We start from the raw sequence: 14,948 nt of genomic DNA, 5'->3' as shown, positions 1-14,948 counted from the left end.
TACCACAGCTAGAGTGACCTATTTATAATTTCAACTTCACCATCTTCATAACGCATAAATAGCTTTTTATGTACTCCTTTTATTATAACATAATCATCAAATAACAGCCTTTTACAAGGTTTATCCTCCTCTTCTACAAAAATCTGAGGTATTTTATTATTATTTCTAAATTTTAAATAGGTTAAATAACCATCATCAAATAGCTCAATCGGAACTATATCCGCATTACCACCTTCATCAATATATGTATAATTGTACTTCGTATCATTTTCTTGTATTATTTTTTCTGGCTTGTCTGTAGTATATTGCATTTGAGTAGGTAAAGAAACCTCATCTAAATCAACATCAAATTCACCTTCTTCTTGAGGATAATAAAAACGTACTACGTAAGATATATCCTTTTCAGCAGAATAATCGTGACCCACTTTCTTAGCATCAGTATCTGGGTATTTATCGTAGTTTGGCCTTGAGATTAAATCAAAAATGTAATTTCTTTTTTTAGTTGTTGTAATAATCATGTTAGTGCGACTACTAACTTCAAATGGCATGATAAGCAATTTATTGTCATAAGGATTAATTTTCCAACTTGATGCATCACCAACAGCGATATTTTTAACTTTTTCTCCTTCCGCAAATTCAATATAAGAATAGTAACCCTGACTAAAAACCACCGTAAATACTTCATTAGGGCTATACACAAAAGTCTTTATTCTACTATCTACAGAAATAGGCTCATTATAATTAATGGATGCGTTTAAATTGCCACTTACAAGTAAAGCTAAAACTAATAATATCCTATACATATTCATCATCTACTCTATATGAAATAACTTGAAATCCTAATGGGTTAATATATCTTTGCTGATCATCCATTTCAAGCGATGCATATCTATATGACATAATAACTATCTTATTTTTTCTTGTGGAACTTCCATCTTTCCGTATAAATTCCACAAAAAACCTCACCTGAAGAGCATCGTTACCCAATTTTTGAATTGAGCGAATTTTAAATTCACTTTTGGTATCTGAGTACAAATTAAAAAGATCATCCATATTCTGTGATCCTACATAATTTCTAAATTCATTATACACATTAGGTGAGGAAAACAACCTCACCTTTGTATAATAGTTATACTTATAATGATATGGATCAAAAACCTCCCTTGCTTTTATATACTCTGAAATAAAATAATCGTTTAGCGCTTTATTTGCAGAATATTGTTTTACTGTGACAGGATCAACCAATTGCACTATTCCTGATTTCTTGTCAATTTCTATAACAAATGGCTCAATAGTGCTACTTGTGCTAATTTTAAATATGACTAATATGCTGATAGAGATCGTTGCTAATAATATTAATGCAAATAAAAGTAGAATATTCCTTTGAGCAATAACTGTGCTGTAGCGGTTTGAATTCCAATCTATATCCTTATCTAAGGATTCAGTATTTTTTTCTCGCTTAAAAAATCTTAGCATTTTAGTATTCCTAAAAATCTTAACTTATGTTAATAAACATAGCAAATTAACAAAGTAGTTACAACAAAAAAGCTAAAAAACTCTTAATCTATGGCCTAGCTTACCAAACTTTGTCTCCATATATGAATCGTTATATTTATTACGTTCCACAATAAGTGGTAGACACTTTGTAACTCCTATACCACTACTTTCCAATTCTGACAATTTCCTATCATTGTTTGTAAGTAATTGGATTTTGTTAATGTTCAATTTCTTAAGCATTTTAGCTGCAACAGCAAAACTCCTTTCATCATCTTCAAAACCTAATATTCTGTTTGCATCAACAGTATCAAGATTATGTCCTCTTTGCACACTGTACGCTCTTAACTTATTAGTTAAACCAATGCCTCTTCCATCTTGCATCAAATATAATATAATACCACTTCCAGAGTCAGCTATCATTTGAATTGCTTGATGTAACTGACTTCTGCAATCGCATGATAAGCTATCTAACAAGTCACCCGTATAACACGAAGAATGAATTCTTACTAATGGTTCGCCATCTTTATCTGGATTGCCAATGATAATTGCATGATGTTCTCTTCCACCACTTTCTGTTCTATAAGATATGATATTTACTTCTTGAGTCTGTTTTAAAAATAATGATGTTTTGCACACTTCATATACATCCTGATTTTCTTGAAAATTATTTATGAATGACGCGTCCAGTGCAATAACGTCATTTTTCTCGCACCAATTTCGCATTTCATGGTTATTCTCAAAAGTCATATCAGCCACTAACGCGTATGGCAATAATTCTGAAAACTTAAGCAAGGCAATAGCACATTCATCTATTGTCTTTGAGCATTGCAACTCTCTTATGCAATCTTCCTTTGAACAGTTTATTAAATGGAGCAGTTCATCAAAATTATTCACCAACAGACGTTTGCTGTTATGTTCTTTATTCTGAGATATGTATTTTACCTTACTTGAAGTTAAAGTAACATATACATTACTTGATATAAGCTTGTATTGATTAAATAAATCTCTTTCTAAAGCCTCAGCAGCAGCGAACAATAGGTAATTACTTTTATCATATATTACAATTGGCCGGCCGCGCCTGATTTCGCTGATAGCTCTTTCTACCTTATTGCTACTCTGATTTCCTATAAACATTTTTACCCATATTAAGCAGCTATGAAAAAACTGGTGCGGCCGAGAAGACTTGAACTTCCAAGGCCTTATGAGCCACAGCGACCTCAACACTGCGTGTCTACCAATTCCACCACGGCCGCACTATATTCTAGTTCTTATATAATTATTTTAAATTATTTAATCATTTTAGAATTTTTCATCTAGAGTGTCAATCTGATACTAGAATAATTTAGAAATTACTTGTATAATTTGATTATGAATTTTGTGATTATAAATTTTAATCATTTAAGACAACCTTACTACTAATTTTTAACTTAGGTTTTTATACAAATGAATGTAGCTAATATCTTTATTTTTTTAGCTCTATCTCTTATAACCAGCTTTCATTCTGTCCATGCACAAATATTATACACATGGTCTCAAGTTATTCCAGAAAATAAATTAAGCATACGTGCAATTACAGACAATGACATGTGTCCCATTGTTTATGTCGATGGCGAGGAAATAGAAATGCTGAATCGCAGATCAATTAACAATGGTGATCATAACGAAACAGTTTGTGAACTGACAGTACAAACAAGTGCCAAAAACATTAGTATTGAGGATCTACAAGTTCCTATATTACCAGAAAAGGTTAATAAAATTGCTTTTATTGGTGACACGGGTTGTAGAATAAATATGTTATTTCAGCAGGAATGTAATTCGGTAGATAGCTGGCCTTTAAAAAAAAATTTAGATTCAATCGCTCTTCATAAACCAGATTTAATTATCCATGTTGGTGATTATCATTATAGACAAACAAAATGTAGAAATACAAAAAAGTGTGGCGATATTTATGGATATAATAAAAAAGCTTGGTATGCTGATTGGTTTGAGCCTGCAAAGGATATTTCATTACAATCCCCTTTCCTTTTTGTTCGTGGAAACCATGAGAGTTGTAATAGAGCTTATGAAGGATGGTTCAGGTATCTAGATTCATACCCCTTTTCGTCTGAAAAATGTGGAAACTTCGTTTCTAGTTGGTCCTTAGATGCTGGACCGATGAAATTTTTTATCTTCGACTCTTCATCCGGTGAGGATATTTTTACAACCCAAAGCACAATTGATGCTTTTGAAAGGCAATTTGATAAATTGATACAAGATAAGCCCATGTGGTTTTTAACTCATAAACCGCTTTGGAGATCTCCAAAAAAAGAATTTTTGACATTAAAAAGCCATGGTAATCTTACACAAATTGAAGCTTTTGGAGATAAATTTCCAAGCAATGTCACTACCATAGTTTCTGGCCACATTCATATAGCCCAGATTTTATTAATGGATAATGTTCCAGACCAGATTATAGTTGGAAACGGTGGTGCATTATTACACGCTCAAGATCAAGAGCCTGTTTATCAAAATGTAGAATTTGACTATTCAAATGGTAGAAACTACTTAGCACACGAGGTTAGAAACTTTTTCGGTTTTGGCTTTGCAATACTAAACTTAGATGATCACAAATTTACCTTCTATAATCAACACAATAAGGAAATGCACTCTGCGAAGCTAACAGAAGATTTTAAACTTAAACGGATTAAAACTATAGTCGATTCATTTTAGGACTTGTTATTAGCTATTTTAACAACGCTACTTAAACATTTTTTTTAATCGATTGATTTCATCAGCAAATCTTGAGTCGGTCTTTATAAAATTTTCTACTTGTTTTACTGCATGTATAACGGTAGCATGGTCTCTGCCACCAAAGTTTCTCCCAATATCTGGTAGGCTTTTTTGCGTAAATTTTTTGGCAAAATACATAGCTATTTGTCTTGGCCTTGCAAGACTGCGAAGTCTTCTATTGGATTGCATATCTGCAACCTTTATATTGAAAAATTCAGCTACTTTCTTTTGTATTTCTTCTATTGTGATTGACCTATGATTTGACCTAAGAAGATCGATTAGGGTTTCACTAGCTGATTCTACCGTCATACTTCTTCCAATTAATGAGGTATGGGTAACCTTATTTAATGCTCCTTCTAATTCTCTTATATTAGATTTTATGTTCCTTGCTAAAAACTCTAGGACATCTTTCGGAACATACATATTCATCTGCTCCACTTTTGCCTGCAATATACCAAGCCTTAATTCAAAAGTTGTTTCATTAATATCTGCCACCAACCCCCAACCGAGTCGTGATCTTATTCTTTCTTCCACTCCATCAAGATCACTAGGAGACCTATCAGCTGATATAACCAGTTGCTTATTTTGGTCTATCAATGCATTGAAAGTGTGAAAAAATTCTTCTTGTGTACTATCTTTACCACTGATAAATTGCACATCATCTACCATCAATACATCTACTGATCTAAATTGCTCTTTAAATAACATAATATCTTTGCTTCGCAGCGCTGTAATATATTGGTGCATGAATTTCTCTGCTGATAAATATACTACTTTTCTTTTTTCTGATGGGGAATTGACTATGTGCCAAGCTATAGCATGCATTAGATGTGTTTTACCAAGTCCCACTCCACCATATAGAAACAAAGGATTGCTGCCTAATATTGGATCTATAGATTCTGCCACACGCTTTGCCGCCGTAAATGCTAATTCATTTGGCTTTCCCACTACAAAATTATCAAAGGTGAACCTTGGATCCAGCGGCGAACCAAGATCATGATTACTTTCCTCTCTGTTTTTTAATATAACATTAAAATTTGAATTCCTTTCCTCAATTACTTGAATATCAATAGAATGTATGCTTTTATCTTCGCTTTGCCATAATGATAATATTTTTTTCATGTAATGAACTGTAATCCACTCTTTTATAAACCTTGTTGACACGGATAAAAGAACTTCCCCATTTCTGCTACTGACAAATTTTAGCAAACTCAGCCAGCTGTTATATGTTGCTTCTCCATAAAGATTATAAAGACAATTTTGGATTTTTTCCCAAGTAACATTGTGATCCGTTACTGTAATAATCTGATCAAAAAACATAGTAGAAACCTTAGGGCTAGTTAAGTTCATATACCATACCAAGAAAAAAGCAATAATTAGAAAATATAAGATAATCAATAGCTTACTGCAAAATGAAAAGCTAATACTACTTAATACATACTAAAAATTATGGTGATTTTTTGATGAGTTGTAAAGGGTATAAAAACACTAAAATTGATCATTTTTATTTCAAAAAAATGATCAATTTGTAAATGTCGCTTGTATCGAGGATTAGAAGCATGTTATTAAAAATAGTAATACATTATGTATAAATAAGATGTTAAATTTACTGGCAAATAAGTAAAGTATTTATATAAATATAGCTAACCTAATATAGATTTACTGAAGCAAATTTATGATTATATCAAGTAATTTGAGTTGTCATGCTGTATTCGGTATTGAACTAGAGTTTTACATTGAAGGAATAGAAAAAGAATATTTATTTCTGAATAGCATCAAAAATAAAATATCATTTCTTGAATTTTCTTGCGAGAAGGAGAATTCTACACATCAACATGAGATAAAAAGTGGTTGTTATACGAACTCCGACAATTTAATTAAGCATTTTGAGTTAGCAAAACAATTACTTACTGAAGTAGCACAAAAACTTGGTGGGAACGTTTCTTTTAAAGCAAAGCCTTATTTGGATAGAGCAGGCAGTGCATTAAATGTGCATGTTAATCTCGTGAATTCAAATAACGATAACTTATTTTATATCAATGAGCAAAAGTATAGTGATTATTTGATTCATAGTATTGGCGGATTATGTGCAATGATGAAAAAACATATGTTGTTTTTTGCTCCAAATGATGATTCATATTTAAGATTTCAGTACCCGGATATTCACACTCCAACTACGATTAGTTGGGGAGTAAATAACAGAACTGCTGCGATAAGAATTCCCTATTTTGGCAACGATTCCAAAAGATGCCGCCTAGAGCACCGTGTTCCTGGAGCAGACTGTAACCTTGAAAAAGTACTCACAGCAATAATTGAAGGTATAGTTTTTGGTATAGAGAACAAAATTGCTCCGCCAAATAGGGTCTACGGCATTGCATCTGATTCTCAATATAAGATGGAGAGCTTAATACAACAACTACATGTTAAACCCTAATCCGTTAAACCCCTTTGCTGGCCGTTCTAGCACTTCCCTCACATCATTATTTACCCCATGCTGTAATAGCCACTCTGCAGGAGATAGTTTTCTCTCAGGTTTAGATTCTATACTAATATTTGCACTTGGTCTTTCAGGAAGTGGATTACCAAGCGCATCCATGTGTTTAGGTAAAGGTTCCATAACAATATTTGTAGCACTAGAAACGGAATGACTATCTTTAGTATCAGCGCTTTTAGAAAGTGAATTACCTTTGAAATCCATATGTTCAGGTAGTCCATTTTTCATTTCTTCTTGTGCTCTCTTATTTTTTAATTCTTCTGCTAGCTCAGCTTCAGTTCTTTTTGGTTCTTTTACGGGTATTTCCGTATCTTTTTCTTCACCTTCATCTTCTGAAACACGAGTAATTTCAGCTTTAGTTCTTATTTTATGAATCAGCAAAAGTAATAAGTAAGTAACTGCAGCAGCAGAAATGATAATGGCTATCTTTGCGGCAATGTGGATTGCTGTTAAAAATATTAAAGCTGATAAAGCTCCAGCTAATCCAGACACAATAACTTTTCTCTTGCCTTTTGTTACATTTAAAATTGCCACCATAATAACCTCTCAAATACTGTTCTAGAATTATTATACAGAAATTTTCTTATACTTGCAATTTTGCGAAAATTTTAATTATTTGCGTAAAGTTTTAAAGCTATACAAGGATTAATTAATATGCAACGTATCTCGACTATAATATTGTACAAACACACATATTTAGTTAACATTCAACATGCAGAGCTTACTCATAGAGCGAAACAGGGCGGTGGTATTATTACTTATAGTAATTTTTATCTTCGGTTCATACGTTTATGTAAAAATGCCAAGGGAAAGTAACCCTGATATACAGATTCCTATAATCAGCGTATTTGTTGGACTTCTTGGGGTTTCTGCTCAAGATAGTGAAAAGCTATTAGTGCTGCCTATAGAAAATGAACTAAGATCCATTGAAGGTGTAAGGGAATTGAGAGCTTTTGCAACTAATGATGGTGCTCAAATGATACTCGAATTTGGAACAGAGTATGATAAAAAAGAAGTGCTCGATAATGTCCGTTCAAAGCTTTCAAACATAAAATCGAAGTTACCTGTTGAAGCGGAATCTGCGATAATCAATGAAATAAACTTGAGCTTATTTCCGATACTCAATGTCGGCTTAATTGGTAATTTGCCAGAAAGAGCCTTAACTGAAATAGCACGCAAGCTAAAGAAAGAAATAGAATCTCTGCCAAATGTTCTCAAAGTTGAAGTGGCAGGTATGCGTAAAGAAACAGTGGAAGTTATAATTGAGCCCACAGTTCTAACAAAATATAACATTCAATCAAACGAAATATTCCAAGCTATATCAAGCAATAATAGACTAGTGGGAGCTGGGTCACCGGAAAATGATACCGGTAAATATTCGATTAAAATATCAGGGTTATTAAAAGATATAGAAGATATTATGAATATTCCTATTAGATCTCAAGGCGATGCAGTTTTGAGAATCAAAGATATAGCAAAAGTATACCCTAGGTTTGAGGATCACCAAGGGTTTGCTCGCATTAATGGATTACCTAGTGTCGTGCTAGAAATTTCAAAACGTAACGGAAAAAACATAATAGACACAGTAAATCAAGTAAAATACTTAATGGATAAGGCAAAAGATCAATTACCTGAAAATTTAAAAGTGGTGTACTTAAATGACCAGTCAAAAAACGTCCGCGATGTGCTTGATGACTTGGAAAACGGCATAATATTCGCTGTGTTGTTAATATTGATCATAATGATGCTTTCTATGGGAACAAGGATTGCTATTCTTGTGGCACTCTCGATACCCGGTTCCTTTCTCATTGGGATAATAGCTCTTTACTTTATGGGCATAACCTTAAATATCGTTGTGCTCTTCAGTTTAATCATGGCTGTTGGCATGCTGGTTGATGATGCAATTGTGATCAGCGAATATGCCGATAGAAAGATGATCTGCGGAATGGACAAAGTAGAAGCCTTTCACACTTCAGTTCGTGATATGTTTTATCCGGTTCTATCATCGACGTTAACTAAATTAGCAGTGTTTTTTCCTCTATTATTCTGGCCTGATACTGTTGGTAAATTCATGCAGTACATACCAATTACAATAATTCTAACTTTGACTGGATCGCTCATTATGGCTTTGGTTTTTATACCAACACTTGGTGCAATATTTGGTAAGCCTTCAATAACTTCAAAAAAAGAAATAAAAAAAATGAGTGCTATAGAAAGTGGTGAGATAAAAAATGCTGGGCCTATAATAAGAGCTTACATACGCATGCTAGAGAAGGTTTTAGATCATCCTAAAAAATTCATATGTGCTACTGTATTCGTCCTGTTTTCATTTAGTGTGCTGTACTTTACCTTTGGTCCTGGAGTGAAGTTTTTTCCGAAAGTGGATTCAGATAATATTTTAATCAGTGTTAAAGCAAAAGAAAGCTTATCAGCCAAAGAACGAGATCTGATACTCAAAGAAGTGGAAGAACACATTTTGAGCGTTGAAAAAGAAATTCATGTTTCTTATGCTAGATCAGGAGCATTTTCAGACAACGTTATCGCCAGAATTCAACTAGAACTTATGGATTGGCGCTTCAGGCGCAAAGCTAAGCACATATTAAACGATATAAGAAGCAGTGTGCAAGACATGAAAGGAATAATAATTAATGTTCAAGAGGAAAAGTTAGGACCGTCGGCTGACAAGCCAATACAAATTAACCTCAGCGGAAGTGCATCCAATCTGAATTTAGCAGCAGAGAAAATTCTAAAAATTATGGACCAACCTTCATCCGGGTTTATAAATATTCAAGATAGCAGATCAGCACCTGAAATAGAGTGTTAATAAGAGTAAGGCTACAAGTTCTGGAGTAAGTGTTGCAACCATTGGCGATTTTATAAAGATGGTTACAAATGGAGTGTTAATTGGAAAATATAGACCAAATAACACGGATGAAGAAATCGATATTGTACTCCGTTTCCCCAGAAGGGACCGCAACATGAAGACTATAGATAATCTTTTTATCAATACAGTTAATGGCCCGCATCCTGTGAGCAACATAGTAAAATATGCTCCCGAAAAAAAGGTAAACAAACTAAATAGGATTGATGGATTACGTACAGTGACAATTTCCGCTGATGTGGATACAGGCTATCTTGTTAATGAAAGAGTAAAGTTCATTCAGAATTCTATTGCCCAGGATTGGGACAAGGGAGTAAAAATTGATTTTAAAGGCGACAAAGAAGATCAACAAAAATCAGGAACATTTTTGTTAAAGGCTTTTATATTAGCAATTACACTAATGATATTGGTATTAGTGACACAGTTTAATAATGTATACCATACATTTATCGTAATGACAGCAGTGTTTTTATCCACAACATGTGTGTTTTTTATTTTCTTTCTTATCCAACAAGTTTTCGTAGTTGTTATGTGTGGAGTGGGGATAATTGCTTTGGCAGGAATTATAGTGAATAATAACATACTATTGCTTGATGCCTTTCACCACCAAATTAAGGTACACAAAAATGACATCAAGCGATGTGTAATAAACGCTGCAATTTCTCGCGTTAGGCCAATATTGCTTACCGTTGCAACCACAGTTCTTGGTTTAATACCGATGATTACCAGGTTAAATATCAATTTTTTTACGCTACAAATCACATATGATGCTCCATCAAGCCAGTGGTGGGTTGAAATTTCAACAACCATAGCAAGTGGAATATTGGCTGCAACGGTCTTAACTTTATTCTTTACTCCGGCGTTGCTTGTCATACAAAGACATGAAAAAACTTGACTTAAATTAGCAATCATTTAACATTTAAGATAGCGTTCTTTGCCCGTTGAAGCTATAATTATAACTAATTACATTGGATTTATTTATTATGATTGCTAATCGTAAAAGCAGTGTTAAGCAGAAAAGTAACAAGAATAACATAGTTGGAAGCCTTGATGTAATAAAAACAGCAGGAGAACTTTCACTTCAAAAAGGCTTAGATTTTAATGTTGTAATAAAGGCACTAGAAAGTGCTATAGAAGCAGTGGCTTATCAAAAATATGGTAGCAAAAGTAAAATTGTAGTTAATATAGATAGAAATACAGGCAAAGTTACTTCATACAGAAAACTAAAAGTTATTGATGACGAATCAAATGAAGAAGAGAACACTGAGTATGAATCAATTACGCTGACACAAGCTAAATTAATAAAAGGAGGTGCAAAAGTTGGAGATACTGTTAGTGAATTGCTCTCTCTTAACACTGATCTTGCTTCAGCAAGGATTGCCCAGCAAAAGATTGCTCAAATAATTAAAGATGAAGAGTCAAAAAAGCAATATGAGGAATTTAAAGATAAGGTGGGAGAAATAAGGTATGGTATTGTTAAACAAGTAGAATATTCAGATCTTATTATAGACATAAATGGCACTAGGGCATATCTTCCATTGCGAAATTTGACCGGTGGTGAATCATTTCGTGAAGGCGATAAGGTTAAAACTTACATACAGACCGTTAAGCGCTCTGATGATGGACGTCAAATTATTCTTTCTAGGACTCATGAAGGCTTTTTAGAGGCATTATTAAATCAAGAAATACCAGAAATTGCTGACGGGTTAGTAACAATTAAAGGTATAGCTAGAGACGCCGGCTCAAGGTCTAAGGTTGCTGTTTTCTCTCCTGACAAGAACATTGATCCAGTAGGTGCTTGTGTTGGAGTTAAGGGAGATAGAATAAAAACTATTATACACGAATTAAATGGTGAAAAAATTGACGTTATAAATTACTCCTCAGATTTGGGTCAATTTGTTATTAAAGCCATTACTCCTGCAGAAGTATCGAAGGTTATTATTGATGAAAATGAAAATTGCATAGAGTTAATAGTTGCTGAAGATCAATTGAGTTTAGCTATAGGAAAAAAGGGCCAGAATGTAAGATTAGCTTCAGAGCTTGTTGGATGGAAAATTGAGATATTAAGCACTCAGCAAGAATCAGAAAGGCGAAGTAAAGAACTTAGTCAATGTTCAGCTTTATTTGCTGAAGCTTTAAACTTAGAAGAGATTATGGGTCAGCTATTGGTAACAGAAGGTTTTTCAAGCGTAGAAGATATATCCAACGCTTCAATTAAAGAGCTTTCTTCAATAGAGGGCTTTAATGAGGATATTGCAAACGAACTTCATAACAGAGCAAACAAACACCTGAAAGCAGAAAATGATAGAAAAATAGAAGAGCTAAAAAGTCTAGGTATGGAAGATGATGTAATCAATTTAACTTTATCAATAGACAATAAAATTGCTCTTAGTAAACATGATATTAAGACTTTAGAGGACATAGCAGATTTATCAAGTTATGAGTTTTGCAGCATACTCTCTTCCTCAGCTGATAGTAAAGAAAATCTAAAAGATACAGTAGACTCAATAATCATAGAAGCACGTAAAAAGCTTGGGTTAATATAATAAAATAATATGAATAATGAAGATATCAGTAATAAAAAATTAACGCTCCAAGGCTTAAGCAAGCTTAAATTAGACCTCAATTTAAACTCTTCAGCTAGCCCAAGTACTGGAGCTACAATAGTAAAAAAAAGAAGAAAAAAATCTCATGATGCAGAAGAACATAATTTATTTGACGAGAGTAAATTATGTTCTTTAACAGAGAAAGAACAAATTTTCCGCATTAATGCTGTGCAGAATGCTGCTTTGCTGAAAGAAAGAAATCAGAGAAAAGAAAAAGAGAAAACAGCAAAAGAAGACAGCAATAAAGAGATTGACGAGAAAAATGAAGCGGACACTTTATCTAAAGAAATAAATAAGAAAGTTTTAAGTAATACTCACTTAGTTGAACTAAGAGAAGATAATATTGACTATGAGAGCAACGATAAAAAGTCTTCTAAAGTCAACAAAGATATATATTCTAAGCATTCTAAACTGGTAATTGCACAGGCAATAGATGAAAAAACTGAACAACCCCCTGTATTTAAGCAAAGATTTGGTATAAGAAGTAGAAAGTCAAAGTTTACTAAGGGTAAAAATATATCAAGAGAAGTTATTATACCAGACAAAATAACTATCAGGGAGTTATCTGTTCGTATGGCAGAAGATAGCAAGAGTGTGCTAAAAATGTTCAAAGAAGAAGTCGGTGAGAGTTATAGAGTAGATGATCTGGTGGATCCAGATATAGCATCTGAAATAGTGGAAAAATTTAATCATACGGCTAAACGAGTGAGCGATACCAACAGAGAAAAGGATTTGTTTTTTATAGAAGGCAGAGAAAGCCTGCCTAAAAAACCTAAACCACCAATCGTCACTTTTATGGGACACGTCGATCATGGTAAAACCTCATTGCTCGATGCATTTCGTGAATCTAATGTTGCAGAAAGAGAGTCAGGTGGCATAACTCAACACATAGGTGCTTATCAAATAACGACAAAAGATAAGCAAAAAATTACTTTTATTGATACACCAGGACATGAAGCGTTCACTGCGATGCGTGCACGTGGTGCCAATATTACTAATATAGTCGTAATAGTAGTTGCAGCTGACGATGGAATCATGAAACAAGCAGTTGAAGCAATAAATCATGCAAAAGCAGCAAATGTTTCTATTATAGTTGCTATTAATAAAATTGATAAATCTGAACCTGGTGATGTAGAAAAAATAATTAATAGTTTGCCTCAATATGATCTCATCTCTGAAGAGCTTGGTGGTGATATTATGATTGTGCCAGTATCAGCAAAAAAGAAAACTAATTTAGATAAACTAGAAGAGGCGATTTTGTTAATCGCTGAATTAATGAAGCTAGAAGCAATAGAAGATTGTCGAGCACTTGGATGGGTAATAGAATCCAAAATAGATAAAGCGAAAGGAATATCAGCTACATTGATAGTTGAGGAAGGAACGTTAAAGGTTGGTGATATATTGGTAGTTGGTACAACATACAGCAAAGTACGTAGTATGGTTAATCACCTTGGTCAAAGAGAAAAAGCAGCACTACCCTCCGCTCCAATTGAAATTACTGGTCTAAATGGTGTGCCAAATGCTGGAGATAAATTTGTTGTTGTAAATTCTGAAAAGCAGGCGCGTGAAATTGTTGAATACAGGCTAGAGTTGATCAAGAAAAAGAAAGAAGATTCAGACGACAATAATTTAGATATATTCAGTCGTAATAACAGTGAAACAGAAGAACTATCTGTAGTTTTAAAGTGCGATGTAACTGGTTCTATTGAAGCAATATCAAGTTCAATTGATAAACTCGGTAAAGACCAAGTGAAATTAAATATCCTACACAAAGCAGTAGGAGGGATAACAGATTCAGATGTGCTGCTTGCAGAAGCATCAAGTGCAGTAATTTTAGCTTTTAATGTAAAAGTGGACTCAAAAATAAGGGACTTGGCAAAACAAAAAGGTGTAGAAATACATACTTATAACATAATATACGAGCTCATTGACGACATGAGAATGTATTTAACTAAAATGTTAAAGCCTGTTACACGAGAGGTTCGTGTTGGTTCTGCATCTGTGAGGCAAATATTTAACGTGTCTAAAGCTGGTAATATCATTGGATGTTACGTAAGTGATGGAGTCATAAGAAAAGATTCTTTAATTAAGGTAGTGCGTGGTGGCAAATTGGTGCATGAAGGAAAGTTAAAAGCACTACGTAGGTTTAAAGATGATGTTAAAGAAGTAGGTGTAAACTTTGAATGCGGAGTATCACTAGAGGGTAATATCGATATTAAAGTTGGAGATATTTTGGAAGCTTATCAATTAGTGCAAGAAGAAAGGGTGTTATAGTAGATGGATATGAAAAAGGAAATTAGAAACCTAAAAATAGCATCGGTATTGCATAGAGCAATATCAAGAGTCCTAATGGAAGGTAAGGTGTTCAATAAAAATGTAGCGGTATCTGACGTAAAATTAAGTAAAGATTTGAAAAAAGCAGATGTATATATTGTGTTATCTTCATTGAATATCCAAGTAGCTGACTACTCAGATTCAGAAAAAAGTACATGGATTTCAGCATCACGCACTGGAGATCCTTCTGAGGATAATTGTGATATTAACACTGTTGTTAATGAAATGAACCAATCTGCATGGTCAATACGTAAATCTATATTGTGTTATGTTGATTTGCGATTTATACCTGAGTTAGTTTTCAAGCCTGATTTAGCGTTCGATAATTTTGTTAATGTAAGCAAAATATTACATAATCACACTTAAT

Annotated in this window: 10 protein-coding genes, 1 tRNA gene and 1 pseudogene; 6 read left to right on the top strand and 6 right to left on the bottom strand. The window is 33.5% G+C overall.

The window, feature by feature from the left end:
• Window positions 1-8 precede the first annotated feature (8 nt).
• The 4 genes from virB9 to OM966_RS03530 form a co-directional block, all read right to left on the bottom strand.
• On the bottom strand, window positions 9-809 hold the full coding sequence (virB9, locus tag OM966_RS03545) for a P-type conjugative transfer protein VirB9 (protein ID WP_250295789.1): 801 nt from the start codon (window positions 807-809) through the stop codon (window positions 9-11).
• Window positions 796-1,476, bottom strand: coding sequence for a VirB8 family type IV secretion system protein (locus OM966_RS03540; protein WP_264328833.1), 681 nt, complete (start codon window positions 1,474-1,476; stop codon window positions 796-798). The genes virB9 and OM966_RS03540 overlap by 14 nt, the downstream gene beginning before the upstream one ends.
• A 72-nt stretch (window positions 1,477-1,548) precedes the next feature.
• Window positions 1,549-2,631 (bottom strand): GTP cyclohydrolase II, encoded by a 1,083-nt coding sequence (locus tag OM966_RS03535; RefSeq protein ID WP_264328832.1) that lies wholly within the window; start codon window positions 2,629-2,631, stop codon window positions 1,549-1,551.
• 31 nt (window positions 2,632-2,662) lie between these two features.
• A tRNA-Leu gene (locus OM966_RS03530) sits at window positions 2,663-2,750 on the bottom strand.
• Between the two features lie 190 nt (window positions 2,751-2,940).
• Here OM966_RS03530 and OM966_RS03525 point away from each other — a divergent pair.
• On the top strand, window positions 2,941-4,206 hold the full coding sequence (locus OM966_RS03525) for a metallophosphoesterase family protein (protein WP_264328831.1): 1,266 nt from the start codon (window positions 2,941-2,943) through the stop codon (window positions 4,204-4,206).
• A 27-nt stretch (window positions 4,207-4,233) separates the two neighbouring features.
• Here OM966_RS03525 and dnaA read toward each other — a convergent pair whose 3' ends face one another.
• Window positions 4,234-5,616 carry a chromosomal replication initiator protein DnaA gene (gene dnaA, locus OM966_RS03520; RefSeq protein WP_264328830.1) on the bottom strand — a complete coding sequence of 461 codons (1,383 nt, stop codon included), beginning with the start codon at window positions 5,614-5,616 and terminating at the stop codon, window positions 4,234-4,236.
• 325 nt (window positions 5,617-5,941) lie between these two features.
• Here dnaA and OM966_RS03515 point away from each other — a divergent pair, with 325 nt between their 5' ends.
• Window positions 5,942-6,700, top strand: coding sequence for a type I glutamate--ammonia ligase (locus OM966_RS03515; protein WP_264328829.1), 759 nt, complete (start codon window positions 5,942-5,944; stop codon window positions 6,698-6,700).
• On the opposite strand, the gene OM966_RS03510 is transcribed toward OM966_RS03515, so the two are convergent.
• Window positions 6,683-7,297 (bottom strand): hypothetical protein, encoded by a 615-nt coding sequence (locus OM966_RS03510; protein WP_264328828.1) that lies wholly within the window; start codon window positions 7,295-7,297, stop codon window positions 6,683-6,685. The two genes, OM966_RS03515 and OM966_RS03510, sit on opposite strands and share 18 nt — an antisense overlap.
• A 175-nt stretch (window positions 7,298-7,472) precedes the next feature.
• On the opposite strand from OM966_RS03510, the pseudogene OM966_RS03505 reads away from it, so the two are divergent.
• The 4 genes and pseudogenes from OM966_RS03505 to OM966_RS03485 all read left to right on the top strand — a co-directional run bounded on the left by OM966_RS03505 (window position 7,473) and on the right by OM966_RS03485 (window position 14,947).
• Window positions 7,473-10,536: pseudogene (locus OM966_RS03505) on the top strand (efflux RND transporter permease subunit).
• Between the two features lie 88 nt (window positions 10,537-10,624).
• Window positions 10,625-12,187: a transcription termination factor NusA gene (gene nusA, locus OM966_RS03495; protein ID WP_264328826.1), complete on the top strand. Its 1,563-nt coding sequence runs from the start codon at window positions 10,625-10,627 to the stop codon at window positions 12,185-12,187.
• Window positions 12,188-12,196: 9 nt separating this feature from the next.
• The gene (gene infB / locus OM966_RS03490) at window positions 12,197-14,521 is read left to right on the top strand and encodes a translation initiation factor IF-2 (protein WP_264328825.1); all 2,325 of its coding nucleotides are present in this window, start codon (window positions 12,197-12,199) and stop codon (window positions 14,519-14,521) included.
• Window positions 14,522-14,530: 9 nt separating this feature from the next.
• On the top strand, window positions 14,531-14,947 hold the full coding sequence (locus tag OM966_RS03485; RefSeq protein WP_164225054.1) for a ribosome-binding factor A: 417 nt from the start codon (window positions 14,531-14,533) through the stop codon (window positions 14,945-14,947).
• Window position 14,948: the final 1 nt, after the last annotated feature.

Source organism: Wolbachia endosymbiont (group A) of Andrena hattorfiana (genome assembly GCF_947179565.1).
Lineage (GTDB): Bacteria > Pseudomonadota > Alphaproteobacteria > Rickettsiales > Anaplasmataceae > Wolbachia.
This window is presented reverse-complemented; position numbering and strand designations above follow the sequence as displayed.

What these genes read in the sequence shown, in the direction of transcription:
- OM966_RS03485 (WP_164225054.1), top strand. Translation starts at nt 14,531, where the DNA reads ATGAAAAAGGAAATTAGAAACCTAAAAATAGCATCGGTATTGCATAGA.
- nusA (WP_264328826.1), top strand. Translation starts at nt 10,625, where the DNA reads ATGATTGCTAATCGTAAAAGCAGTGTTAAGCAGAAAAGTAACAAGAAT.
- virB9 (WP_250295789.1), bottom strand. Translation starts at nt 809, where the DNA reads ATGAATATGTATAGGATATTATTAGTTTTAGCTTTACTTGTAAGTGGC.
- dnaA (WP_264328830.1), bottom strand. Translation starts at nt 5,616, where the DNA reads ATGAACTTAACTAGCCCTAAGGTTTCTACTATGTTTTTTGATCAGATT.
- OM966_RS03510 (WP_264328828.1), bottom strand. Translation starts at nt 7,297, where the DNA reads ATGGTGGCAATTTTAAATGTAACAAAAGGCAAGAGAAAAGTTATTGTG.
- OM966_RS03535 (WP_264328832.1), bottom strand. Translation starts at nt 2,631, where the DNA reads ATGTTTATAGGAAATCAGAGTAGCAATAAGGTAGAAAGAGCTATCAGC.
- OM966_RS03540 (WP_264328833.1), bottom strand. Translation starts at nt 1,476, where the DNA reads ATGCTAAGATTTTTTAAGCGAGAAAAAAATACTGAATCCTTAGATAAG.
- infB (WP_264328825.1), top strand. Translation starts at nt 12,197, where the DNA reads ATGAATAATGAAGATATCAGTAATAAAAAATTAACGCTCCAAGGCTTA.
- OM966_RS03515 (WP_264328829.1), top strand. Translation starts at nt 5,942, where the DNA reads ATGATTATATCAAGTAATTTGAGTTGTCATGCTGTATTCGGTATTGAA.
- OM966_RS03525 (WP_264328831.1), top strand. Translation starts at nt 2,941, where the DNA reads ATGAATGTAGCTAATATCTTTATTTTTTTAGCTCTATCTCTTATAACC.